Origin of the sequence: Streptosporangium sp. NPDC049248 (assembly GCF_040678965.1) — a bacterium.
Lineage (GTDB): Bacteria > Actinomycetota > Actinomycetes > Streptosporangiales > Streptosporangiaceae > Streptosporangium > Streptosporangium fukuiense.
Map to the genome: position 1 here is coordinate 1 of NZ_JBFAQY010000031.1, position 23942 is coordinate 23942.

At 72.0% G+C, this 23942-nt stretch carries 19 protein-coding genes and 1 pseudogene; 14 read left to right on the forward strand and 6 right to left on the reverse strand.

Annotated elements, in window-relative coordinates; genetic code table 11:
- Nucleotides 1-674 (reverse strand): M23 family metallopeptidase (locus tag AB0K21_RS36735; RefSeq protein WP_364156561.1); only part of this gene is annotated, 674 nt, incomplete at its 3' end.
- A 346-nt stretch (nt 675-1020) separates the two neighbouring features.
- Here AB0K21_RS36735 and AB0K21_RS36740 point away from each other — a divergent pair.
- Nucleotides 1021-1917: a helix-turn-helix transcriptional regulator gene (locus AB0K21_RS36740; protein WP_343962559.1), complete on the forward strand. Its 897-nt coding sequence runs from the start codon at nt 1021-1023 to the stop codon at nt 1915-1917.
- Between the two features lie 49 nt (nt 1918-1966).
- Here the strand turns inward: AB0K21_RS36740 and AB0K21_RS36745 are convergent, their stop codons facing one another.
- The 3 genes and pseudogenes from AB0K21_RS36745 to AB0K21_RS36755 all read right to left on the reverse strand — a co-directional run.
- Complete coding sequence (locus tag AB0K21_RS36745; RefSeq protein WP_364156565.1) at nt 1967-3862, reverse strand: ABC transporter ATP-binding protein; 1896 nt, start codon at nt 3860-3862, stop codon at nt 1967-1969.
- Nucleotides 3859-5571: an ABC transporter ATP-binding protein gene (locus tag AB0K21_RS36750; protein WP_343974579.1), complete on the reverse strand. Its 1713-nt coding sequence runs from the start codon at nt 5569-5571 to the stop codon at nt 3859-3861. The genes AB0K21_RS36745 and AB0K21_RS36750 overlap by 4 nt, the downstream gene beginning before the upstream one ends.
- Before the next feature lie 332 nt (nt 5572-5903).
- Nucleotides 5904-6164 (reverse strand): annotated as a pseudogene (locus AB0K21_RS36755) (class I SAM-dependent methyltransferase); the annotation flags it as partial.
- Between the two features lie 239 nt (nt 6165-6403).
- Between AB0K21_RS36755 and AB0K21_RS36760 the strand changes: the two are divergent.
- Nucleotides 6404-7618: an MFS transporter gene (locus AB0K21_RS36760; protein WP_343974576.1), complete on the forward strand. Its 1215-nt coding sequence runs from the start codon at nt 6404-6406 to the stop codon at nt 7616-7618.
- Between the two features lie 32 nt (nt 7619-7650).
- Here the strand turns inward: AB0K21_RS36760 and AB0K21_RS36765 are convergent, their stop codons facing one another.
- The gene (locus tag AB0K21_RS36765; protein WP_343974573.1) at nt 7651-8610 is read right to left on the reverse strand and encodes an endonuclease/exonuclease/phosphatase family protein; all 960 of its coding nucleotides are present in this window, start codon (nt 8608-8610) and stop codon (nt 7651-7653) included.
- Between the two features lie 157 nt (nt 8611-8767).
- On the opposite strand from AB0K21_RS36765, the gene AB0K21_RS36770 reads away from it, so the two are divergent.
- The 10 genes from AB0K21_RS36770 to AB0K21_RS36815 are packed head-to-tail and all read left to right on the forward strand — an operon-like array spanning nt 8768 to nt 19893.
- Complete coding sequence (locus tag AB0K21_RS36770) at nt 8768-10018, forward strand: ATP-grasp domain-containing protein (RefSeq protein ID WP_343974570.1); 1251 nt, start codon at nt 8768-8770, stop codon at nt 10016-10018.
- On the forward strand, nt 10015-10830 hold the full coding sequence (locus AB0K21_RS36775; protein WP_364156572.1) for a DUF364 domain-containing protein: 816 nt from the start codon (nt 10015-10017) through the stop codon (nt 10828-10830). The genes AB0K21_RS36770 and AB0K21_RS36775 overlap by 4 nt, the downstream gene beginning before the upstream one ends.
- Nucleotides 10827-11882 carry a PLP-dependent cysteine synthase family protein gene (locus tag AB0K21_RS36780; protein WP_364156575.1) on the forward strand — a complete coding sequence of 352 codons (1056 nt, stop codon included), beginning with the start codon at nt 10827-10829 and terminating at the stop codon, nt 11880-11882. Before AB0K21_RS36775 ends, AB0K21_RS36780 begins: the two co-directional genes overlap by 4 nt.
- Nucleotides 11879-12886, forward strand: coding sequence for an enolase C-terminal domain-like protein (locus AB0K21_RS36785; RefSeq protein WP_364156578.1), 1008 nt, complete (start codon nt 11879-11881; stop codon nt 12884-12886). The genes AB0K21_RS36780 and AB0K21_RS36785 overlap by 4 nt, the downstream gene beginning before the upstream one ends.
- Complete coding sequence (locus AB0K21_RS36790; protein WP_343974557.1) at nt 12883-14049, forward strand: MFS transporter; 1167 nt, start codon at nt 12883-12885, stop codon at nt 14047-14049. Before AB0K21_RS36785 ends, AB0K21_RS36790 begins: the two co-directional genes overlap by 4 nt.
- Before the next feature lie 25 nt (nt 14050-14074).
- Complete coding sequence (locus tag AB0K21_RS36795) at nt 14075-14938, forward strand: class I SAM-dependent methyltransferase (protein WP_343974554.1); 864 nt, start codon at nt 14075-14077, stop codon at nt 14936-14938.
- Entirely contained in the window at nt 14926-16467 is a 1542-nt protein-coding gene (locus tag AB0K21_RS36800; protein ID WP_343974551.1) for an ABC transporter substrate-binding protein, read from the forward strand. The genes AB0K21_RS36795 and AB0K21_RS36800 overlap by 13 nt, the downstream gene beginning before the upstream one ends.
- The gene (locus AB0K21_RS36805) at nt 16464-17471 is read left to right on the forward strand and encodes an ABC transporter permease (protein WP_364156583.1); all 1008 of its coding nucleotides are present in this window, start codon (nt 16464-16466) and stop codon (nt 17469-17471) included. Before AB0K21_RS36800 ends, AB0K21_RS36805 begins: the two co-directional genes overlap by 4 nt.
- The gene (locus AB0K21_RS36810; protein WP_343974545.1) at nt 17468-18256 is read left to right on the forward strand and encodes an ABC transporter permease subunit; all 789 of its coding nucleotides are present in this window, start codon (nt 17468-17470) and stop codon (nt 18254-18256) included. The genes AB0K21_RS36805 and AB0K21_RS36810 overlap by 4 nt, the downstream gene beginning before the upstream one ends.
- Nucleotides 18253-19893 (forward strand): ABC transporter ATP-binding protein, encoded by a 1641-nt coding sequence (locus AB0K21_RS36815; RefSeq protein ID WP_343974542.1) that lies wholly within the window; start codon nt 18253-18255, stop codon nt 19891-19893. Before AB0K21_RS36810 ends, AB0K21_RS36815 begins: the two co-directional genes overlap by 4 nt.
- Nucleotides 19894-19950: 57 nt before the next feature.
- On the opposite strand, the gene AB0K21_RS36820 is transcribed toward AB0K21_RS36815, so the two are convergent.
- On the reverse strand, nt 19951-20601 hold the full coding sequence (locus AB0K21_RS36820; RefSeq protein ID WP_364156587.1) for a methyltransferase domain-containing protein: 651 nt from the start codon (nt 20599-20601) through the stop codon (nt 19951-19953).
- Nucleotides 20602-20792: 191 nt separating this feature from the next.
- On the opposite strand from AB0K21_RS36820, the gene AB0K21_RS36825 reads away from it, so the two are divergent.
- Both AB0K21_RS36825 and AB0K21_RS36830 read left to right on the forward strand, forming a co-directional pair.
- Entirely contained in the window at nt 20793-21185 is a 393-nt protein-coding gene (locus AB0K21_RS36825) for a hypothetical protein (protein WP_343974536.1), read from the forward strand.
- Between the two features lie 211 nt (nt 21186-21396).
- A complete protein-coding gene (locus AB0K21_RS36830; RefSeq protein ID WP_343974533.1) occupies nt 21397-23934 on the forward strand; it encodes a carboxylate--amine ligase/circularly permuted type 2 ATP-grasp protein in 2538 nt (845 codons plus the stop codon).
- Nucleotides 23935-23942: the final 8 nt, after the last annotated feature.

The window sequence follows — 23942 nt, forward strand, 5'->3', positions numbered from 1 at the left end:
GGGATCATCGGGCTGTTGCCGTAGGAGACGACGGGCTGGGTGTGGGCGCCGGAGGTCAGGTTGTCCGACAGGTAGAAGTCCAGAACCCCGAGATTGGGGGTGGCACCGCAGTTGCGGCTCGTGACCGTGGTCACGTACGGGTTCCCGCCCTCGCTGAGGTGGTACTCGACCCCGTTGAAAGTCGGATAGATCAGCTCGGAGACCGCGCCGCTGCCGTCGCCGTTGGTGTCGCGGAACACCTCGTAGTGCAGGTGGAACGTGCCGCCGGAGTTCGTCCCGCTGTTGCCCAGTTCGCCGATCTGCTGTCCGGCGGTCACCTGCTGGCCCACCGTGACGTTCTTCGTCTTCAGATGCATATAGAAGGTGTAGTAGTTGTCACCATGGTTGATCTTGATCAGGTGACCCGCGCCCGACTCGAAATGTGACGCGGTGACCACGCCCCCGGCCGCGGCCATGATCGGCGTGCCCGACTGGATCTGGCTGTTGCTCCAGGGCGCGCGGTACATGTCGAGGAGTTTGCCCCGCGCGCGGTCGTGAGTGGGGCCGGTGGTCAGGTCGACCGCCATCCCGCAGGGGAAGGGGGTCTGAAAGGCCGGGGCCGCGGCGGCGTGCGCCGGCGGGGTCGCCGTGCCGCCGGTGAGCACGACCAGCGCGGCCACCATCGCCACCCTCATCCAGGACAGGCGGGATGTTCTGGGCCGTCGCGGATCGGTGGAAACGAGTGGATTCATAGTTATGTGTCCCCCTGACGAGTCAGGCTCCGGCCCATGGGGCCGGAGCCGGTCGAGCCGAGGTGGCGATCTCGGCGTGGTTGCTGGTCATCACCGTGACCGGCCCGCCGCCCGGCGGCAACGAATATGGGACAGGACGGGAGAATGGGACATGGAGGCATGCTGACCAGCGGAATCCCAGGCGTCGTGGGACATGGGTGGGACGGAGGTGGCGTACGGGACAACGAGTGGTCGTTCCTGTTAGCCTGCGGGCGTCAAACTCGGGGGGATCCGGGCTTGGGGAGCGAAGATGTCGGAACCGTCCGCCGTTGAGGATCTAGCCTCATATCTACGCGAGTTGAAGGCCAAAACCGGCCGGAGCTACGACGCGCTCGCCAAGCGGCTCGGTATCAGCAAGTCCGCGCTTCACCGCTACTGCTCGGGAGACGGTGTACCACCGCGCTTCACCGTCCTGGAACAGTTCGCCAAGGAGTGCCGGGCGAACCGGCAGGAGCTCGCCGAGCTGCATCGGCGATGGGTACGCGCCCAGGCGACCGAGGCGGAGTCCAGGGTGGCCAGGCAGGACCAGGAGCGGGGAGAGCCGGAGCGGGAGGAGCCCGACGCGGTGCGGAGCCTGCTGGTCGCCGCGGAGCCGGAGGACCCGCCGGCGGCGATCGGTACGGGTGGGCGCCCGACGATCCTCCGTGGAGGCGGAAGCCGCACGCGGCCCGTACAGGTCGTCCTGACCGTCCTTGCCGTCCTGTCCCTGACCGCGCTCCTGGTGTGGCCCTTCGAGAGCGGCCGGGATGGGGGAGCGAAGGCCGCGGAGCAGGCGTCGGTCGCCTCGGTGACCGTCGGCGCGCACTCCTGCATCATCCGCCGGGGCGTCAGGCACGTCGACGCCCGGCAGGGCGGCCACGTGTGGAGCACGGATTTCGTGTGCGCCAACCGGCCTGAGGCCCCGCTGTACCTCGGCGTGGACACGACCGAGAAGATAGCGATCCTGGACACCCCGAAGAGCTGGTTCGTCTGCTGGGCCTTCGGACGGGTCCAGAGCGACGGCGGGAACATCTGGTACTACACCCGAGGGGACCGCTCGGAGCCGGGAAAGGAAAGCTGGTCGGGGTGGGGGTTCGTCGGGGCCGAGCACGTCGATGCCCCCGTCCACCCGGTGTCAGCCATGCCAGGATGCGAGTTCGTGCCTTGAAACGGCGCTGTGATGGCCCACACCTGGGCCATCACAGCGCCGTTTCCGGTCAGCCGGGAAGGTCGCGCCGGTCGGAGATGCTGTCGAGCCAGGCGCGGTGCAGGCCGGCGTAGCGGCCCGCCCGCCCGACGAGCTCGCCCGGTGGGCCGTCCTCGACGATCCTGCCGCCGTCCATCACCAGCACCCGATCGGCGATCTCGACGGTCGACAGGCGGTGCGCAATGATCAGAGCGGTCCGGTCCGCCAGGATCGTCCGCATCGCCCGCTGCACCAGCCGCTCGCCGGCGACGTCCAGGCTGGACGTCGCCTCGTCGAGGATCAGCACCGCGGGATCGGCCAGGAACGCCCTGGCGAACGCCACCAGCTGCCGCTGCCCGGCCGACAGCCGGCCGCCGTGCTTGCCGACCTGGGTGTCGTACCCCTCGGGAAGCGCCGAGACGAACGTGTCGGCGCCGATCGAACGGGCCGCGGCCATCACGTCGGCCATGCTCGCGCCCGGCCGGCCGAACCTGATGTTGTCCGCCACCGAGCCGCTGAACAGGAAGTTCTCCTGCGTCACCAGGACGATCGCGGCGTGCCGCGACTCCTCACCGAGGTCGCGCAGGTCGATGCCGTCCAGTAGCACCCGCCCCGCCACCGGGTCGTAGAACCTGGCGACCAGCTTGGCCAACGTGGTCTTGCCCGCCCCGGTGGTGCCGACCAGCGCCACGGTCTGCCCGGCGGGGACCAGCAGGTCCAGCCGGGGCAGCACGGGGGTGCCGTCCAGGTAGGAGAACTCCACATGCTGGAACTCGACCCTGCCGCGCGGGCGCTCCAGCACCACCGGGTCGCCGGGCTCGGCCACCACGGGCCGCTCCTGCAACACGCCGGAGAGCTTCTCCAGCGCCGCCCCCGCAGACTGGAAGGTGTTGTAGAACTGGCTGATCTCCTGCATCGGCTCGTAGAACTGGCGAAGGTAGAGCAGGAACGCCGCCAGCACGCCCACCGTGACCTCGCCCTGGATCGCCAGCATGCCGCCGTAGAGCAGGACCGCCGCGACCGTCACGTTCCCGATCAGCTTGACCCCCGGTGAGAAGATCGCGACCAGGTGCATGCTCCGCAGGTTGGCGTCCCGGTAGTCGGCGTTCAGCTGGGCGAAGATCTCCTGGTTGCGCGGCTCCCTGCGGAAGGCCTGGACCGCGCGCATGCCGGCCATCGACTCCACGAAATGGACGATCACCAGGGCCACGGCCTCCCGGGTCCTGCGGTAGACGATGCTCGACTGCCGCCGGAACCAATTGGTGAACAGCGCCAGGACCGGCAGCGGCAGCAGCGCGACCACGCCGAGGTGGACGTCCAGGACGAGCAGCAGGACCGCCGTGCCGACCAGCGTCAGCACGGCGGTGACGAGATCGTCGAAGCCCGACTGGAGCATCTCGGAGATGGCGTCGATGTCGGAGGTGAGCCGGGAGACGACCCGGCCCGAGGTGTAGTCGTCGTGAAACGACAGCGACAGCCTCTGGAAGTGGCGGAAGACCCGTCGCCGCAGCTCCAGCAGGATGCTCTGGCCGATGCGTCCGGCCATCCTGAGGAATATCTGCCGGGTCACCAGCTGGATGACCGCCGCGGCCAGGATCGCCGAGACGACGGTCACCAGCGCTCCCGGCCCCGCGCCCGCGACCATCGGCGGGATGCCCGCGTCGATGCCCACCTTGACCAGGTAGGGGATGGCGAGCGAGGCGACGTTGCAGGTCACGATGATCGCGACGAGCAGGACGATCTTCCTGCGGTACGGGCGCAGCAGCTCGCCCAGCAGCCGCCTGGACCTGCTGCGCAGCAGGAACGACACGTGTTCCGACAACTCGTCCTGGTTCTCGGCGGCGACCCCGCGCCACTCCCGGGAGCCGTTCCCGGTCTCTGCCGGGATCTTCGCGGAGGTCTCCGCCGGGGGAGTCGTGCCGTTCACAGCCGCGCCTCCTCCGCGTCGGGGTCGGCGGACAGCAGCGCGCGGTATTCGGGCACACTCGCCATGAGTTCGTGGTGCCGGCCGACGTGCGCGATCGTGCCGTCCAGCAGCAGGGCCACCCGGTCGGCGAGCAGCACCGTGGAGGCCCGGTGGGCGACGACCATGCCGGTCGCCTCGCGCAGCACGTGCCGCAGCGCCTGCTCGACCAGGGCCTCGGTCTCGACGTCCAGGGCCGACAGGGTGTCGTCCAGAACGAGGATCCTGGGACGGCTGAGAACCGCCCTGGCCAGTGCGAGCCGCTGACGCTGGCCACCGGACAGGGACATGCCCTGCTCGCCGATCCTGGTCTCCAGGCCCCAGGGCAGCTCGTACGCGAATCCGGCCTGGGCGATCCGCAGCGCGGCCGCGATCTCCTCCTCGGCCGCGTCGTGCCGCCCCAGCGTGAGGTTCTCCCTGACGCTCATCGAGAACAGCGTCGGCTCCTCGAAGGCGGTGGCGACCAGCGAGCGCAGCTCGGGCAGCGGCAGGTCGCGGACGTCGACGCCGTCGATCGTGATCCGGCCCGTGCTCACGTCGTACAGGCGCGGCACCAGGGAGGTCAGAGTGGTCTTGCCCGACCCCGTCGCGCCCACGACCGCCACCGTCTCCCCCGGGCGCACCTCCAGCCAGACATCGTGAAGCACCGGCTCGGCGGCACCGGGGAAGCGGAACCCCGCGCCCTCGAACCGCAGGTGGCCGCGGGGCCGCTCGATCACGCGGATGCCCCCGACGATCTCCGGTTCGGTGTCGAGCACCTCCATCACCCGGTCCGCCGCGGTCATCGCCTCCTGGCCCGTGGTCAGAATGAAGCCGAGCGCCGAGATGGGCCAGACCAGTTGCAGCATCAGGGTGGCGAAGGCCACCAGCGTGCCCAGCGTCAGGGTGCCGGAGCCGACCGCCAGGGCGCCGAGCAGCAGCACGAGGGCGAGGGTGATGTTCGGGATCACCTCAAGAAAGGTGAAGAACCTCGCCGACAGGCGGACCTTCTCCATCGAGGTCTCGTAGATCTTCACCGCTCCCTCCTCGAAGATCCCCGAGACGTGCCGGCCGCGGCCGAACGCCTTGATCGTCCGGATGCCGGCCGCCGACTCCTCGACGACGGTGGCGAGGTCTCCCTGCTCGTCCTGGACCCGGCGGGAGATGAGGATGTACCTGCGCTCGAAGTGCAGCGAGGTGAGCACGATCGGCACCGCGGAGACGACGACCAGCAGCCCGAGCGGCCAGTACATGCGGAGCAGCAGCCCGGTCACCGTCACGATCTGGACGGTGACCAGGACGAGGAAGAGCAGGCCGAAACCGAGAAAGCGCCGGATGGCCGACAGGTCGGTCGTCGCCCGGGACAGCAGCTGGCCCGACTGCCAGGAGGCGTGAAACCCCATCGGCAGCCGCTGCAGGTGGCGGTAGAAATCGTCGCGGATGCCGGTCTCCAGGCCCAGGACCGCGTCGGCCAGCAGCCACCGCCGCAGGAAGACGAGCAGCGCCTCGGTCATGCCCAGGCCCAGGGCGAGCAGCGCGAGGGGGAGCAGTGCCTCGCTGTCACCCCGGGCGACGGGGCCGTCGATGATCTCCTTGCCGATCAGCGGGATGGTGATGCCGATCCCGACCGCGGCGAAGGCCGGCACCCAGACGACGACCAGGCGGGTGGCGTAGGGGCGTAGGTAGGACTTCAACCGCCACAGGGAGCGGGCCCCGCGGAGGCGGGGGAGGGGTGGGGACTGTCGGGTCGGGGACTCTGTTTCCGTGTCCGAGTTTTCGGTGTCCGAAGTATCAGGAGGCATCAACAGGCGGCACGCTCCTCACGGTGCTCACACCAGGTGATCGCCGTTCGAGGGCATGGCGAACCGGAGGCACATCCCCGCTCAACCGTTCTACCGCACCACCGCTCCAGGTGGACGCCCCGTCGGATCACCCTCACCCGCACGGCGCGGGCGACCATTCAGTTTCCGTGCCCGAGTACGGGGTCGGCAATTGATGTGACGGCTCCCATCCTGTAACCGCCGGGTCAGAAAGGCCGATGAGATGAAGAAGGGCCACGACGATGCCGGCGGCGGTCACGGGCGCCGACGGGCCGCCCGAAGTTCTTGAAGGCGGTCTGGCAGACGACCAGTTCGAAGGAGCCCGGGTCGAAGGGAGGGTCGGCCGCGTCGCCCCGTTGGAAGTCGGCGTGGACGCCTGTCCGGCGGGCCCTCTCGGTCGCGATCTCGACGAACGTGCGGCTCATGCCCAGCCCGGTCACCGCGAACCCGAGCCGTGCCGTCTCGGCGGCCGGATATCCCGGGCGAGGACGGTGGTCCTCCGGCTTTCAGCCGGGAGGGCGGGAGCCCGTACCCCACGGGAGACGGCGGGAAAAAGGGAGGCGGCGGCCGGCGAGACGGCTGTAGGGTCGGCGGCATGACCTGGCGACATTGATCCTGAACCAGAGGCCGGTCCGGCGCGAGCTGCCGCGGACCCCCGGAGATGCCGAGCATCCCGAGTCCGTACAGTCTCCGCGAGAAGGACCCCATGACCGCTTCTTCTCTTCGGGTGCCCGGCGGGCGCGCGAAGCACCTGGCCGCGACGCTCTACGCCTACACCTTTCTTGATGAGTTCGTCCTGCTCTATCCGTTCTATACGTTGCTCTTCGTCGACACGGGCCTGTCGACCGCTGAGATCTCCTCGCTCCTGGTGATCTGGTCACTGACCTCCGTCGTGATGGAGGTCCCGTCAGGAGTGTGGGCCGACACCGTCTCGCGGCGCGGGTTGCTCGCCCTAGCGCCGCTGGTGGCCGCCTTCGGCTTCGGCCTGTGGGTCGCCGCCCCCTCCTACTGGGTGTTCGCCGCGGGCTTCGTCCTGTGGGGCACCTCGGGAGCGCTGCAGTCGGGTGCGCTGGAGGCACTGGTCTACACCGAGCTCGACCGGCTGGGCGCCGCCGGCCGCTATGCCGCGATCATGGGCCGGGCCCGCGCGATCGGCACGGGCGCCGTCATGGCGTCCATGGCAGTCGCCGCCCCGGTGTTCGCCTTCGGCGGCTACCGGCTGGTCGGCGCCGGCAGTGTGCTGGCCTGCCTGCTCGCCGCGGCAGTCGCGCTGACCTTTCCCGAACATCGCGTACCCGGGCGGCGGGGGAAGACCTCGCGGGGGGGCTACGCCGCGACCCTGCGTGCCGGGCTGCGGGAGGCGCGCGCCGACCGGACGACGCGCCGGGCACTGCTGCTGGTGCCGGCGGTGACGGCACTGTGGGGATCGCTGGAGGAGTACGTCCCGCTGCTCGCGGCCGGCGCCGGGGTCGCCACGCAGGCCGTGCCACTCGTGGTGCTCCTGGTCTCCGCGGGGGTCGCGGTCGGCGGCGTGCTCGCGGTGACCGGGCGGAGCTTCACCGGCGGGGAGTTCGCGGCCCTTCTCGCGTTCGGAGCGCTGGCGCTCGGCGCGGGTGCGGTCAGCGGGGTCGCGGCGGGGTTCGTCGCGGTCGCGGTGGCCTTCTGCGCCTTTCAGATGGCGGGGGTGCTGGCCGACGCGCGGCTGCAGGAGAGCATCACCGGCCCGGCCCGCGCCACCGTGACCTCGCTGGCCGGGCTGGGCACCGAGGTGGGCGCCATCCTCGTCTACGGCGGCTACGCCGCGGCCTCGGCGCTGACCGATCACGCCACGATCTTCACGGCCGCCGCGGTGCCGTACGCCCTTCTCGCCCTGGTGCTGTTCCTCGGCGGGTCCCGCTCGGCGGTCCGTGAACCCGGGTGAGCCGGGCCGGGCCCATCGCGGCACGGCCCGGCTCAGTGGCCCGTGAACCGGGGCAGGCCGAGCTCGGCGAAGACCGGGCGGTGGTCGCTGTCCGGCAGGGGGTGGACACCGAAGCTGTTGACCGCCATGCGCGAGTCGGCGAGCACATGGTCGATCGTCACGCCGGGCAGGGGCTCCCAGCCCTGCTGCGGCCAGGTGGGGACCAGGCCGTGCCCGGTGACGTCGGCCGCGTCGCGGTAGCCGCTGCCGAGCAGGTCGCGTACCAGCCCGTGGTCGAGGGTGGCGTTGAAGTCGCCGGCCAGTACCCGCAGCTGCCCGCCCGCCCTGGGCAGCGCCCGCAGCCCCTGGTCCCAGCACCAGACCTTGTAGTCGTACCTGGGCGCGCAGGGGTGGACCGAGACGACCTCGATCTCGTGGCCGCTCGGATGCCTGATCACCCCCCGTGCCTGCCGGAACCTGCCCAGTGCGATCAGGGGTTTCTCGGTGATGGGATGCCTGGAGTAGATGCCGGAGCCGTGCACCCCGCCGACCGCGCGATCCACCACATGGGGCATGCGCCTGCGCAGGCCGGCCGCCTCCAGGCGCTCGCGCGCGGCGGGAGTGAGCTCCTGGAGGGCCAGCACGTCCGGATCGAGGGAGCGCACGAGATCCATCAGGGCGTCGGTGTCTCCCGCGCCGACGGCCAGGTTCGCGGCGAGCACCCGGAGCCGCCCGTCCGAGGCGGGCTGGTCGCCGTCGGCGAAGTGGCGGGGGAGCACGGCCGTCGCCAGCACCGCGCCGGTGACCAGGGCGAGGGCCGCGGCCGCCCAGCGGCGCAGTCCCAGGGCCAGGAGCAGAGGGATCACCGAGGCCACCGCCGCGTACGGGGTGAAGGCCACCAGGGGGACCCACTGCCAGACCGGGGTCCAGCCGCTGGTCCTGAGCGCCGCCCACACCGCGAACGGCAGCACCATCGGCCAGATCAGCAGGCCCGCCCATCTCGATCTGATCATGAACCCGGAGCGTAACGGTCTTCCGTGCAGATTCGGTGGAGATCGGGGGTTTTGTTCGCGCAGATGCGAGAGGCCGGTGGGCGCCCCCCATGGGGTTGCAAAGAAAATGAAAGTCATTATCATTCTCTTTTGTCCGGCCTATGGCTAAGGAGGCGTTTTGGGGCATCTGCTGATGGTCGAGAGCTGGGTGGGGGCGATGAGCTCCCTACTTCCCCGGGCGATCCGGGAGGCGGGCCACCGGTTCACCTTCCTCACTCGTGATCTGCACCACTACCTGCGCGTTCCGTCCGGGGCCTGCGCGCACCCCCTGCTCGCCGCCGACAACGTGGTCACCGCCGAGACCAACGACGTCCCCGCGCTCCTGAGGCGCGTCGAGCGGCTTCACGAGGTCTTCGGCTTCGACGGTGTGATCTCCTCGTGCGACTACTACCTCGCGACGGCCGCGCGCCTCGCCTCCCATCTGGGACTGCCCGGGGTCGGGCCGGAGGCGGTGGAGCGGGCCTACCGCAAGGACCTCACCAGGCAGGCGCTGAGAGAGGCCGGACTGCCGGGGCCCGCCTTCGCCGTCACGAGCGGATGGCCGGAGACGGCCGCGCGCGCCGGAGAGATCGGCTACCCCCTGGTGATCAAACCGGTCGACCTGTGCGCCGGGATGTACGTGCGCAGGGTGGACGACCGTGAGCAGCTCCGCGAGGCCTACCTGGCGCTGGAGGGCTTCCCCGTCAACGCGCGCCGGCAGCGGCGGCTGCCCGTCGTCCTGCTGGAGGAGGTACTGACCGGGCCCGAGATCAGCGTCGAGTCGATCACCTTCGAGGGTGAGACCTCCATCATCGGGATCACCGACAAGAGCCTCGCCGGCGAGCCATGGTTCGTGGAGAGCGGCCATATGTTCCCCGCCGCGCTCGACCCCGGCACGGCGCGGTCCGCGCGGGAGGCGGCACTCTCGGCCTTGGCGGCGGTCGGTCTGGACCACGGCGTGGCCCACACGGAGCTGAAACTGACCCCGGACGGCCCCCGGGTCGTCGAGATCAACCCCCGGCCCGCGGGAAACCAGATCACCGAGCTGGTCCGGCGGGTGACGGGCGTCGACATACCGATGGCCTATGCCCAGCTCGCGCTGGGAGAGCGGCCCCGGCCGGCCCCCGCCGACACCGGGGTGCGCAGCGCGGCCATCGCCTTCCTGCTTTCCCGGCGGCCGGGGACGCTCTCCGCGATCCACGGCACCGGGCGGCTCGCCGAGGCCGGCGACGTCGTCGAATGGCAGGTCAAGGCCCCGGGATTCCCGACGAGCGAGCCGACGAGCAACAACGGCTACCTCGGGCACGTGATGGTCGCCGACACCGCGGGCCTGGGCGCCCGCTCCCGGGCCGAACGTCTCGTGGCCGCCCTGACCGTGGAGTACGCGTGAAGCCGGCGACCGTGAGCGACCTGGACGCCCTGGTGGCGGAAGTGCTGGCGGGCCGGGTGGGCTCCGACCCCGCGCGGCAGCGGATCAGTGTCGGGTTCGTGACCAGGCAGGGGGCCCGCCACGCGACCCGGGGCCGCGGCTACCGCAACCACGTGATCAGTCTTCGGCTGGGCGGGGCGGTGGGGTCCTGTGCGGTGGAGCCGGGCGGGATACCCGACGACGCGGTGTACGAATGCGTGGGCCGAGACGTGGCCACGCTGCTGTCGCACCCGCTGGCCGCGGTGCGCACGGCCGCCCTGGACGCCTATCTGATGCACGAGCGACCCCACGACCCCGCCGACGCGGTGACCGTGCCCGCGGGCTCCTCCCTGGACAAGTCCCTGGCCAGGGCGGCCGCGGTCGTGGACCTCCTCCCGGTACGGTCCGGAGGACGTGTGCTGGTGGTCGGCGTGGTCAACTCCCTCCTGCAGCGTCTGCGGGAACGCGGCATCCGTTACGTGCCGTGCGACCTGCGAGGTGGCGAGACCGAGTGGGGCGAACCGCACGTGACCGACGCCGAGGCCGCCCTCGACGGTTGCGACGCGGTGCTGGCCTCGGGCATGACGCTGGGCAACGGAACCTTCGAGCCGCTGCTGCGCCACGCGCGCGGCACCGGCAAACCCCTGGTGCTCTTCGCCCAGACCGGCAGCGCCGTGCTCCGGCGGTTCGTCGGCGCCGGGGTCACCGCCGTCTCCGCGGAGCCGTACCCGTTCTTCTGGCTGGACGGCGGCCCGACCACCGTCTACCGCTACCAGGCGGAGGAGGCGCGATGACCTCCGCACCGGAGCTGCTCGCCCTGCTGGGCAACACCCCCGTCACTCGGATCAGGACCCCGCTGCCCCACCCGCATCCCGGATTCTGGGCCAAGCTCGAAGGGCTCGGCGCCGGTGGCATGAAGGCCAGGGCCGCGGTGTCCATGCTCCTCGGGGCACGGGCCAGGAACGAGCTCAGGCCGGGGGCGCCGGTGGTGGAGTCCACCAGCGGGACCCTCGGCATCGGGCTGGCCTTCGCCGGTCAGGCCCTCGGGCATCCGGTGGTGCTCGTCGTCGACGCCGAGCTGGAACCGAGCATGCGCGCCCTGCTGGGGGCGTACGGCGCACGCCTGGAGACGGTCGACCGGCCGCACCCCGTGGGAGGGTGGCAGCGGGCCCGGCTGGACCGGCTCGGGCGGGTCGTGGACCGGCTGCCCGGGGCGTACTGGCCGGACCAGTATCACAACCCCGACAACCGTGCCGGATACGCCTCCCTGGCACGCGAGCTGGTCGGCCAGCTGGACGCGGCCGACGTGCTCGTGTGCAGCGTCGGCACCGGCGGGCACAGCGCGGGCGTGATCTCCGAGCTTCGCCGTCACTGGCCGTGGGTACGGCTCGTCGGTGTCGACACGGTCGGCTCGACGATCTTCGGGCAGCCGGCGCGTCCCCGCCTCATGCGCGGTCTCGGCAGCAGCATCCACCCGCGCAACGTCGCCTACGAGGAGTTCGACGAGGTGCACTGGGTCGGACCCGCCGAGGCCGCCGACGCCTGCCACCGGCTCGCCAGGCACACCTTCGTCACCGGAGGCTGGAGCACCGGGGCGGTCGCGCTCGTCGCGGCCTGGACCGCGCGGGTGGAGGCGGGCGCCCGCGTGGTGACCGTGTTCCCCGACGGGCCGCACCGCTACCTCGACTCGATCTTCAATGACGACTACCTCCGCGCCCGGAGGCTTGCCGGGCGGCCGGCGACCCGCCCCCTGGAGATCAGCCACCCGGGTGCCGTCGAGGTGACGGGCTGGGCGCGCTGCCGCCGGGTCGTCGACCCGCTGCGCGCCATGGAGGTCCCGGTATGAGGCTCGACTGGGAGATCGTCCCGTTGCGGTTGCGCGAGCCCTTCCGGATCTCCCGCTCGACGATGTCCGCGCGCGACACCGTCAGGGTCGCGCTCCATCACGACGGGGTGACCGGGTACGGCGAGATCGTGACCAGCGTCCACCTGGGCCTGGACGTGCCGCGCGTCACGGCCGCGCTGGACGGGCTGGGCACCTGGCCGGACCCGGAGACGCTCCTCGCGGAGCTGCCGGGCCTGCCGTGCCCGCCGGGAGTGCTGGCCGGTCTCGACGCCGCCGTGCTGGACCTGATAGGCGGGCGCGACGGGCTGCCCGTCCACCGGCTCGCCGGGTCTCCCTCCTGGCAGCCGGTGCCCACGGCGTACACGATCGGGATCTGCGGCACGGAGCGGGCGGCCGAGACCGCCCGTCGCCTGCACGCGCGCGGATTCACCGTGCTGAAGATCAAGGCCGGGTCGCCCGACCCGGACGACGACGTCGCGCGGGTCGCCGCGGTCAGGGCCGCCGCTCCCGGCGCGCGCCTGCTGCTCGACCCGAACGGCGCCTGGAGCGCCGAGCGGGCCGTCGGGCTGCTGGAGCGGATGCCTTACCTGGACGCGGTCGAGCAGCCCATCCCGCCCGGCCGTCCCGACCTGCTGGCCTGGATCGGCGCGAGGTCCCCGATACCGGTGATCGCCGATGAGGACGCCGGGGGAGCGGCCGAGGTCGAGCGGCTGGCCGGAGCCGTCCAGGGGGTCAACATCAAGCCGGCCAGGTGCGGCGGCGTGCTGGCCGCGCTCGGCGCCATCGCCGCGGCACGGCGCGGTGGTATGGACGTCATGCTGGGCTGCCTGGTCTCCAGCTCGCTCGGCATCGCCCCGGCCGCGCACCTGGCCGGGCAGGCCCGCTGGGTCGACCTCGACGGACACCTGCTGCTGGCCCGCGACCCCTGGACCGGCCTCGGTGGCGAGGACGGCGTGTTGCGGCTCTCCGGCCGCCCCGGTCTCGGCGTCAGGCCGGCGACATGAGGGCGTTCCGTTCCTTTCCGCTGTCGGTGCGCCTCCTGCTGGTCAACCAGATGGGGGTCAACACCGGGTTCTACCTGCTCGTCCCCTACCTCGCCGGCTATCTCGGCGGAGACCTGGGGCTGTCGGCCACGGTCGTGGGAGTGGTGCTCGGCGTGCGCAACCTCAGCCAGCAGGGGCTGTTCCTGATCGGCGGGACCGCCTCCGACAGGCTCGGCGCGCGGACTGTCATCATCGCGGGGTGCGCCCTGCGCGCCGCGGGCTTCGGCCTCTTCGCGATCGACGGCTCGCTGCCCGTGCTGCTCGGTGCCTCCGTGCTGTCGGGGCTGGCCGGTGCGCTGTTCAACCCGGCCGTACGCTCCTACCTGGCCACCGAGGCGGGCGACCGCCGCGCGGAGGCGTTCTCCCTGTTCAACGTGTTCGCCAACACCGGGGCACTGCTCGGTCCGCTGCTGGGCGGCGCGCTGCTGCTGGTCGACTTCCGCGTGGCGGCCGTCGTCGCCGCGCTGATCTTCGCCGGGCTGACGGTGGCGCAGGCGCTGACGCTGCCGCCCCGGAGCGTCCCGGTCGCCGGGGGGTCGGTGCTCGCCGACTGGCGGGAGTGCCTGGCCAACCGCCGGTTCGTCGCCTTCACGCTGGCGCTGAGCGGGATGTTCGCGCTGCAGAACCAGCTCTACCTCATTCTGCCGATGCGCGCGGCGGAGGTCACCGGTTCCGCCGCCTCCGTGGCGGTGCTCTTCCTCGTGTCCACCGTCGCCACCCTGCTGCTGCAGGTGCGCGTCACCCGATGGCTGCAGGACCGCCTCAGCCGTGGCACGGCCATCGCGCTCGGCCTGGCGACGATGGGCGCGGCCTTCCTGCTTCCGCTGCTGCCCGGCCTGGTCCCGGTGCTGCTCGCCGCGCTCGGGCTGGCCATGGGCGTGATGATCGCGCAGCCGTTCGTGCTCGAACTGATCCCCGCCTTCGGCGGGGAGGGCGTCACCGGAACCTACTTCGGGATGTTCTACCTCGCCTCCGGCCTGGTCGCCGCGGTGGGCAACGTCGCCGTCGGCTGGGCGGGCGACACGGCCGGCCGGCTCGCCTGGCCCCTCTGCGCGGTGATCGGTCTGGGCGCCGCGCTCGCGGTCCGCCAGGTCGGCGTACCGGAAAGGACGGTATCTGGATGAACATCCCCGCATCGGAGGGGGCGGTGTGGCCGTGAACCTCCTGACCGACAATCCCGAGCTGTACGAGCTGCGCTTCCCCGACCCCGACCACCTCGCCGCCCGTTTCGCCGACGACGTCGCACGCCGCTTCGGCGGCGGGAGCCGGCTCCTCGACATCGGCTGCGGCACCGGCCGCGATGCCGGTCACCTGGCCCGCAACGGCTACACCGTCACCGGCCTGGACCTCTCCGAACCGATGCTGGCCCACGCGCGCGGCCGGCACCCGGGTGTGGAGTTCGTCAACGCCGACATGAGGTCGTTCGACCTCGGCCGCCGGTTCGACGTGATCACCTGCCTGGACAGCGCGCTGCTCTACTGCCAGGAGAACGCCGACCTGACGGCCTTCCTGTCCCGCTGCCGGGGGCACCTGGTGCCGGGCGGGCTGCTCGTCGCCGAGATGCGCAACGGCGCCTTCTTCCTCGGCGACACCGGGCTGCTGGAGGGCACCGTCACCACGTCGGTGCTCTGGAAGGGCGTGGCCTACACCTCACACACCCGCCTGTGGATCGACCACGCCGCCCAGCTGCTCCGTCGCCACCGCACCTGGGAGTGGCCGGGACGTGCCGGGCCGCTGCACCAGCGCTCGGCCTGGCGGCTGCTCTTTCCCCGGGAGCTGGAGTACTTCCTCGACGTCGCCGGATTCGAGGTGCTGGCCCTGTTCGACGGGCCGGGGCCGCGTACCCGGCCCTCCTGGACTCCCGGGGCGCCGCTGTGGCCCGGACTGTCCGGCGACCGGCTCCACCTCGTGGCCCGGCTGCGAGATCCGGCGGGCCGCCCCGAGGTCCGTCCCGCAGATCACCCGACCGATCGTTCGGCCGATGAAAGGACCCCCTTCCGATGCACTCCCTGAACCGCCGCGGTTTCCTCGGCACCGCCGCCGGGTTGTCCGCCGCCCTGCTCGCCGGATGCGGCACCGGCCCCGCGCCGGGGACCGCCGCGACGGGCGGGCCCCGGAAGGGGGGCCGGCTGCGCGCCGCGTTCGCCGGGGGCGGGGCCCAGGAGACCCTGGACCCGCACCTGTCCAACCTGTTCGTCGAGGCCTCCCGGTCCAAGGCGCTGTTCGACAAGCTCGCCGACTACGGCCCCGACCTGTCCGTCCTGCCTCGCCTCGCCGAGAGCTGGGAACCCTCCGCGGACCTCACCAGGTGGCGGGTCACCCTGCGCGAGGCGACCTTCCATGACGGCAGGCCCGTCCGCGCCGACGACGTCCTGTACAGCTACGCGAGGATCGCCGACCCCGCCCGCGCCTTCCGGGCCAAGACCACCCTGGCGGTGATCGACCTGGCTGCGAGCAGGGCCGTCGGCGAGCGCGCCGTCGAGTTCGCGCTCAGGCGGCCGTTCGCCGAGTTCCCCAACATCCTGGCGGCCTTCGGTGTCTTCGTCGTCCCCGAGGGCGTCGAGGACTTCACCAGACCGGTCGGATCCGGTCCGTTCCGCTTCGGCTCCTTCGAGCCCGGCCGCTCTCTGCTGCTGCGGCGCAACGCCGACTACTGGGAGGGCGCGCCCCACCTCGACGAACTGCAGTACCTGATCGCCAACGAGGAGCCGGCCCGCGTCAACGCCCTGCTCGGCGGGCAGGCCGACTACGCCCATGACATCACCGCGACCACCGCGCGGACCTACCGGGGCAACGACCGGCTGGCCGTCACGCGGCTCACCAACAGCGGTATGCAGGCCTTCGCCATGAAACTGGACCGCCCACCCTTCGACGACCGGAACCTGCGCGAGGCCATGTTCCTGCTGGCCGACCGGGAGCAACTGGTGGAGACCGTGCTGGCCGGGGCCGGGCAGGTCGGCAACGACCTGTTCGGCAGGGGCTACCAGTACTACGCCGAGGAGATCCCCCAGCGCGCCCACGACCTGGAGAAGGCGAAGTGGCTGGTGGACAAGGCCGGTGCCAGGGGACTCAAGGTGCGGCTCGACACCTCCGCGGCGGCCGGCGGTTTCGTGGAGTCCGCGAGCGTCTTCGCCGACCAGATGCGCCAGGCCGGGTTCGATGTCGAGGTCGCCATGGGTGACAAGGACACCTACTGGAAGGACGTCCTCGACAGGGGCAGCCTTTGCTGCTTCCGTTCCGGCGCGATGCCCATCGAGTCCCACTTCGCGCAGCGCCTGCTCACCCCGTCCACCACCAACATCACCAAGTGGAGACGCCCGGAGTTCGACGCGCTCTACGCCAAGGCCGTCTCGCTCGCCGACGAGAGGGCCCGCCGCGACGTCTACGCGGAGATGCAGCGCATGCAGCACGCCGAGGGCGGCTACCTCGTCTGGGGCTTCGCCGACTGGCTCGTCGCGACCAGACCGGGAGTGGGCGGCGTCGTCGACGCTCCGGCCAACACCCTCGACTGGGCCCGCTTCGACAAGGTCTGGCTGGCTTGACGGGCAATCGGATCCCGCGCGCGGCACCCCGTCTCTCCGCCGGAGCACACCGGACGAGCCTGCCCAGGTACGCCGCCCGTCGCCTGGCGCTCGGCTTCGCGCAGGTGGTGGCGGTCACGGCGCTGGTGTTCGCCCTCACCGAGGCGCTGCCGGGGGACGCCGCCGTGGTGCTGGCCGGTGACGCGCCGGACCCGGCGCGGATCGAGCGGATCCGCGAGGAACTGGGGCTCGACCGGCCCGCACCCGCGCGCTACGCCGACTGGCTGTTCGGCCTGCTCCACGGTGACCTCGGGGTATCGCTGACGGCGGGGCGCCCGGTCACCGGGTTCCTCACCGACGCCGCCGGGCCGACCGTTCAGCTCGCCGCCGTCACCCTGCTGCTCCTGGTGCCGCTGGCCGTGGCCGCCGGGGTCGTCGCCGCGCTCCGCGAGGGCCGGTTGCCCGACCGGATCCTGACCGCGGCGGGTGTCGCCCTGTACTCGGTGCCGGAGTTCGCCCTCGCCGTGGTGCTGGTCGCGCTGTTCGCACTGCGGCTCGGCTGGTTTCCGCCCACCGCGGTGGGGGTCGGCACGAACCTGTTCGCGCAGCCGGCCGTACTGGTGCTGCCGCTGCTGGCGCTGCTCGCCCGGCCGATCTGCTCGATCAGCAGACTGGTCAGGGCCGGGATGATCGACGCCCTGGGCTCGGAGTACGTCCGTCACGCTCGCAGGCTCGGTCTCTCCGGCAGGCGGGTGACGTTGGCGCACGTCCTGCCCAACGCGGTGGCACCGGCCGCGCAGCAGCTCGCCAGGACCACGGACTGGCTGCTCGGCGGCGTGATCACCGTCGAGGCCGTCTTCGTCATCCCCGGCCTCGGCACCTCGCTGATGAGCGCGGTCTCCGCGCGCGACATCCCGGTGATCCAGGGGCTCGCCCTGGTCTTCGCGGTCACCACCGTGGTCGTGAACCTCCTCGCCGACGTCGTCGCGTTCCGTCTCGCCCCGCGCGCGGGAGGCACGGCATGAGACCTGTGCCGAGGTGGGCGCTGGGCGGGACGCTGCTGGGCGTGCCGCTGGTGATCGCCCTCGCAGGCCCCTGGTTCGCGGGCGAGCCGAGCCCCCGCGGCGTCTCGTTCGGCTCCGGATCCCTCCTGGGGACGGACTTCGTCGGACGCGACGTGTGGCAGCAGGTGCTCGTCGGCGGCAGGACGGTCGTGCTGGTGGCCCTGGCCGCCACCGTCCTGGCCTTCCTCGTCGGCACGCCGCTTGGCGTGCTGGCCGCGACGACCCGGCGCCGGTGGCTCGACGAGCTGCTGATGCGGCCCCTGGACCTGTTGCTGGCGATTCCCTCGCTGCTGCTGCTCATCCTGCTCGCCGCCGCCGCCCCGCCGGGACCGCCGGCCCTGACGGTCATCGTCGCCGTGATCAGCCTGCCGGAGGTGGCCAGGATCTCCCGCGCGGCGGCCCTGGAGATCGCCGCCAGGCCCGCCATGGAGGCGATGTGGCTCCAGGGCGAGGGCTGGTGGCGCCGGGCGATCGGGTACGTGGGCCGGTCGATGCTCCGCACCCTCCTGGCCGACCTGGGCGTCCGCGCCGTCGGCGCGCTCTATCTCGTCGCGACGGCGAGCTTCCTGGGCGTCGGCGTTCCCCCGGACGCGGGTGACTGGGCGGTGATGGTGGACCGCAACCGCGCCGGCATGTTCCTCCAGCCCTGGGCGGTGGTCGTTCCCGCCCTGCTCCTGGTCGGCCTGTCCGTCGGGCTCAACCTGCTCTTCGACGGGGTGCGGGGACGCCGAGGGGAGGCGGCGTGATCCGCGTCGTGGGACTGCGCGCCGAGGCCGGCGGTGGCAGGCTGGTCGACGACGTCTCCTTCGGGTTGGCCGCCGGACGGGTGCTCGCCCTGGTCGGAGCCTCGGGCAGCGGCAAGACGACGATCGGCAGGGCGCTGCTCGGTGAGCACGCGCCCGGCGTGGTGCTGTCCGGGACGGTCGAGGTGGCCGGGACGGTGGGCTACCTGCCGCAGCATCCCGCGTCCGCGCTCAACCCGGTCCGCCGCGTCGGCGCGGTGCTGCGCGAGATCGCCCGGCGGCACGCGCCGCCGGAGACCAGGTACGGGCAGGGAGGGCTCTCACACCGGCGCGCATCCGGAAGGGGGGAGGCGGAGCGGATCTCGTCCGTGCTGCGCCGTGCCGGACTGCCCGGGGGGGAGGACCTGCTGCGCCGCTACCCCCACCAGCTCTCCGGGGGCCAGCAGCAACGCCTGGTGCTGGCCCAGACGCTCCTGACGGCTCCGTCGGTGATCGTGGCGGACGAGCCCACCACCGGTCAGGACGCCGTCACCAGGCGGGAGGTCGTCGACGAGCTGAAGGGCCTCGTGGGGCGGGGCATCGCCGTGGTCCTGCTCAGCCACGACCTGGAGCTGGTGCGCACACTCGCCGATCACGTCGTCGTGCTGTGCGGAGGCCGGGTGATGGAGAGCGGCCCGGCAGGGGAGGTGCTCACCCGGCCCCGGCACGACTACACCCGGTGTCTGCTCGCCGCCCGGCTCCCGGCGAGCCAGCCCCCAGCCCCGGTGACCTCGCCCCCCGCCAGGGTGGGCCCGCCTGCCGGCCGGATGGACGGGATCCGCTGGAGGAGCCCGTCCGTCACAGCGGAGAGTCCCGCCTCCTGTGAGGTCCCGCCTGGGCCGGTCCGGCTCGCCGTGAAGGACCTGGCGGCGGGACACCGCTCGGTGCCGGTGCTTCACGACGTGTCGCTGGAGGTGGCGGCCGGGCGGTGTGTGGCACTGGTCGGGCGTTCGGGAAGCGGGAAGAGCACCTTCGCGCGCTGCGTCGCGGGGCTGCACGAGCCCACACGCGGAACCGTGCTGCTCGACGGGCGGGCGCTGGCCCGGTCACCGTCACGGCGCCGCCGTGCGGACCTGGCCCGCGTGCAGTACGTCTTCCAGGACGCGCACGCCTCCTTCGACCCGAACCGGACGGTGCTCGACCAGGTGAGCCGTACCGCCGTACGGCTGCGCGGCATGGGGCGCGGCGAGGCGGCGGACGCGGCCCTGGAGATGCTCGGCAGGGTCGGGCTCGGCCCGCTTCCGGCGGCCCGCAGGCCCACCGGGCTGTCCGGCGGCGAACTCCAGCGCGCGGCGCTCGCCCGCGGACTGCTGGCCTCCCCCGACGTGCTCGTCTGCGACGAGATCACCTCCGGTCTGGACACGATCACCCAGGCGGGCGTTCTCGACCTGCTCGGCGAGCTCCGCCGCGCGTTCGGTCTGACCCTCATACTGATCAGCCATGACATGGGTGTCGTCGCCCGGCTGGCGGACCAGGTCGCGGTCCTCTCGCGGGGAAGGATCGTGGAGGAGGGCAGCGCGGCACGCGTCCTGGGCCGCCCCCGGCACCCGCTGACCCGTGACCTGCTCGACGCGCAGGTCCTCCAGCGGGACCAGGGATGAGCCTGCGCCGGCCGGTGGTCGTCGCGCCGCCGGGGTCACTCCGGGGGGCGACGGCGGTCAGCCCGCGCCCGGCTCGCCGGGGAGGTCTTCCACCGGCCGCTCACCTGCCCGGGCCCCGGTGTACACCAGGGCGGGCGGCACGTTGCGCCAGATCGGGCCCAGGGTGCCGACGGTGGCGAAGGTGCCCTCCAGGAGGCCGCGGAAGTGCCGGAAGCGCTGTAGCGGCAGCACGGTCAGCGTCGTGACGGTGCTGAAGGTGCCGCCGGGGACGAGCGAGGCCGAGATCTCCTCCAGGACGCGCCTCTGCCGCGCCTCCTCGAACAGGGTCCAGGGAAGGGAGGAGACGATCGCGTCGGCGTGGGACAGGCCGGCCTGCCTCAGCAGCTTGCCCAGGTCCCCCGCGTCGGCGGCGATCACCTCAAGCCAGGGTCTGCTGCGTCGCAGATGGCTCACCATGCCCTCGTTGACCTCCACGGCGAGCTGTCGCCCTCCGGGTGGCAGCCGGTCGCGGATCGCGTCGCTGATCACCCCGCCGCCGGCGCCGAGTTCGACGACCACGGCTCCGGGAGTGGCCGGGACCACCGACGCGGCCAGGCGGGCGACGGCCTTCGAACTGGGTGCGATCGCGCCCAGTTGCTGGGGGTTACGCATGATCGCACGGAGGAAGGTGAGCGTGTCCCCGCCGGCGGGACGAGTTTGAGAGAGCACCGACAGCTCATTCCCCCAGCTGAGGGGGTTATGCCAGTTTAGCGGGCTTTGATGATCGAACTTCCGCGGTACCGGGGATGGACGGCCCGGAAGCCGTCCGCGAGGCTTCCGCCGCCGACCCGCCTCTGCCCGGTAATGGCGTGGCGAGGTACCGTCGTCTTATCGGATCCCGGTCGGTGAGGGGAGCCGCCATGCCAGACGATTCCGATCACGTGCTCGATTCCATCGACGGGGCCGTCGACGAATGGCTCGCCATGAGTGACGACTCGATGCGCTGGACGCCGCCGGAGAAGGCTCACTCCAAGTCCCAGCTGGGCCTGCCGGTGCCGCCACTGCCGCAGGTGCTGGAAGATCTTCTCCAGGAGGTCGGCAGCCGCCTCGGCCCGCCCGCCCAGGCAGTGGTCGACGCGTTCCGCCCGCTGGGGGAGGGGGTGGTCGAGGCCGTCTCCACATTCCTCGACAGGCCGCCCGTGCGGCACCTCCTCGATCCGTCCGGCACGCCGGATGATCCGGAGACGCTCGGAGACCGTGCCTTTCCCGACACCTTCGGCCCGTCGCCCAAGGATCCGCCCGAGATTCGGTGAGACTCCTCGGCCTTGGCCGAGGGAAGTTCGCCAGGCGTCTCCGACTCACCGCCGACGACCGGGCGGGGTCGCGGGGGAGGGCCCCGTCCGATCACGGAGAGTGAGTTCATGGTTCCGATTCTCTCCGGAACGGCCCGTGAAGTGCGGAACTGCTTTTTTCGGGCAAAGGACAAAAAATTCCGGTGAGTCGGCGTACTTCAGGAGTGATGAAATGGCGGGTCTGGCGGGGCCGATCGCGGTCGGCGTCGAAGAGGAGTTCCACGTCGTCGATGTCGACACCCGGCACCTCGTCCCACGGGCCGGTGTCTTGCTGGAGCAGTTACCGGCGGAGCGGTTCACCCATGAGCTGCAGCGCTCGGTGGTGGAGGCCAACAGCAGGCCCTTCGTGCATCTGGAGGACCTCGGGCACGACCTGACCGCGCTGCGCCGCACGGTGATCCAGGCGGCGGACGGTCTCGGGCTCGGGATCGTGGCGGCGGGGAGCGTGCCGCTGGTGGACCTGGCGGCGCTGAAGATCTCCCCGGACCCCCGCTACGAGCAGATGCTCGCCGACTACCAGCTGCTCACCCGCGAGCAGCTGATCTGCGGCACGCAGTTCCACGCCGAGGTCGAGGACCGTGACCTGGCAGTGGCCGTCGCCCACCGCCTGGCCCCCTGGCTGCCCCCGCTGCTCGCCCTGAGCTCCAGCTCGCCGTACTGGCTGGGAGCCGACACCGGGTACGCCAGCTACCGTCCGCTGCTCTGGCAGCGCTGGCCCACCGCGGGGCCCGTGGCCAGGTTCGAGTCGGCCGCCGAGTACGACAAGGTGGTGCGGGAGCTGGTGAGCTCCGGTGTGATCACCGACCCCGGCATGATCTATTTCGACATCCGGCCCTCGGCCCACCTGCCCACCGTCGAGCTGAGAGTGTGCGACGCCTGCCCCCGGGTGGGCGACATCGTGCTGATCGCCGGCCTGTTCCGGGCGCTGGTGGCCAGGGAGCTGGACGCGGTGCAGCACGGCCCCGAGCGCTCGGTCCGGCTGGAGATGGTCCGCGCCGCGACGTGGCGGGCGGCGCGCTCAGGGCTGGAGGGCGAGCTCGTCGACCCGGTCGAGGGCACCCCGGGCCCGGCCGCCGAGGTGATCTGGAGGATGGTGGACGGCCTGCGGCCACAGCTGGAGGAGTCCGGCGACCTCGAGCTCGTCGCGTCCCTGGTCCGGGAGTCGCTGGCGCGGGGAAGCTCCTCGGCCCGCCAGCGCGAGGCGTTCGCCCGCGACGGCCGGCTGGCCGACGTGGTCGACCTCGTCATCGCCGAGACCCGGTCCGAGGACTGGGAGACCGCCTTCGGCGGGCCGACACCGAGGATGCACACCAGTCTCCTCGACGGCTACGACGCCCCCGGCGACGAGGCGATCATCGAGGGCACGGTGCGCGAGTCCTACCAGCCGGTGCTGCGGGCCCTGGACCGGCTGGGCGCCCGCGGCCTGCGCGGCAGGGAGCGGATCCGCGACGACTACCAGCGTCGCAACGGCATGACCTTCCACGTGGAGGGCGGCAGCGAGAGCCGGATCTTCCCGTTCGACCTGATCCCAAGGCTGGTCCCGCCCGGCGAGTGGGCCGAGATCCAGCGGGCGCTGCCGCAGCGGGTGCGGGCGCTGGAGGCGTTCCTGCGCGACGTGTACGGTGAGCGCGAGATCATCGGGGACGGTGTGCTCCCCGCCTGGGTGGTCGACGAGTCCCCCGGTTACCGCGAGCACGGGCGGAGGGTGCCGCCGGGTACCGTGCGCTGCGCCGTGGCCGGGCTGGATCTGGTCCGCGACCACGTCGGCCGCTGGGCGGTGCTGGAGGACAACCTGCGGGTGCCCTCCGGCCTCGGATACGCGGTGACCAACAGGCACCTGATGGCCGAGCTGTTGCCGGAACTCGTCCCCGGCGAGGGAATCGCCGATCCGCGGCAGAGCCTGCGGACACTGCGGGAGGCACTGCTCGCGGCGGGCACGGCGGCGGGCACGGCCGACTCGCCGGCCATCGCCGTGGTCTCGGCGGGACCGGACGACTCCGCCTACTACGAACACCGGATGCTCGCCGAGGAGATGGGGGCGATCCTGGTGGTCCCGGCCGACCTGGAGATCGGGAACGGTCATCTGGAGGCCGCGGGGCGCAGGATCGACGTGCTCTACCGCCGGGTCGACGAGAACGAGCTGCTCGAAGGCCCCCTGGGGCCGGAGATCATGGACGCCGTCGAACGCTCCACGCTCGTCCTGGCCAACGCGCCGGGCAACGGCGTCGCCGACGACAAGTGCCTGTACCGGTACGTGCCCCGCCTCATCGAGTACTACCTGGGCGAGGAGCCGCTCATCGACAACGTCACCACCTACCTGTGCCGCGACGCCGCGGACCGCGAGCAGGTGCTCGACCGGTTGGCCGAGCTGGTCGTCAAGCCGGTGGACGGATTCGGCGGCCAGGGCGTGGTCGTCGGTCCCGAGGCGTCCGCCGAGGAGCTCGGCAGGATCAGGGAGAAGATCCTCGCCGCGCCCCAGGGATGGGTCGCCCAGGAGACGGTCCAGCTGTCGACGCACCCGACCTTTGACGGGGAGCGGCTGAGCCCGCGCGTGGTCGACCTGCGGGCCTTCGTCTGCCTCGGGGAGACGGCGACGGTGCCGCCGGCGGCGCTGACCCGCGTCGCACCGGCCGGCAGCCTGATCGTCAACTCCTCCCAGGGCGGCGGTTCCAAGGACACCTGGCTGCCGGGAGGGGACGCCGATGTGTGACCTCAGGG

Excerpts from the sequence above, each read along its gene's own strand:
- AB0K21_RS36780 (WP_364156575.1), top strand. The coding sequence starts at position 10,827 with ATGACCTCCGCACCGGAGCTGCTCGCCCTGCTGGGCAACACCCCCGTC.
- AB0K21_RS36760 (WP_343974576.1), top strand. The coding sequence starts at position 6,404 with ATGACCGCTTCTTCTCTTCGGGTGCCCGGCGGGCGCGCGAAGCACCTG.
- AB0K21_RS36810 (WP_343974545.1), top strand. The coding sequence starts at position 17,468 with ATGAGACCTGTGCCGAGGTGGGCGCTGGGCGGGACGCTGCTGGGCGTG.
- AB0K21_RS36800 (WP_343974551.1), top strand. The coding sequence starts at position 14,926 with ATGCACTCCCTGAACCGCCGCGGTTTCCTCGGCACCGCCGCCGGGTTG.
- AB0K21_RS36790 (WP_343974557.1), top strand. The coding sequence starts at position 12,883 with ATGAGGGCGTTCCGTTCCTTTCCGCTGTCGGTGCGCCTCCTGCTGGTC.
- AB0K21_RS36765 (WP_343974573.1), bottom strand. The coding sequence starts at position 8,610 with ATGATCAGATCGAGATGGGCGGGCCTGCTGATCTGGCCGATGGTGCTG.
- AB0K21_RS36830 (WP_343974533.1), top strand. The coding sequence starts at position 21,397 with ATGGCGGGTCTGGCGGGGCCGATCGCGGTCGGCGTCGAAGAGGAGTTC.
- AB0K21_RS36740 (WP_343962559.1), top strand. The coding sequence starts at position 1,021 with ATGTCGGAACCGTCCGCCGTTGAGGATCTAGCCTCATATCTACGCGAG.
- AB0K21_RS36785 (WP_364156578.1), top strand. The coding sequence starts at position 11,879 with ATGAGGCTCGACTGGGAGATCGTCCCGTTGCGGTTGCGCGAGCCCTTC.
- AB0K21_RS36825 (WP_343974536.1), top strand. The coding sequence starts at position 20,793 with ATGCCAGACGATTCCGATCACGTGCTCGATTCCATCGACGGGGCCGTC.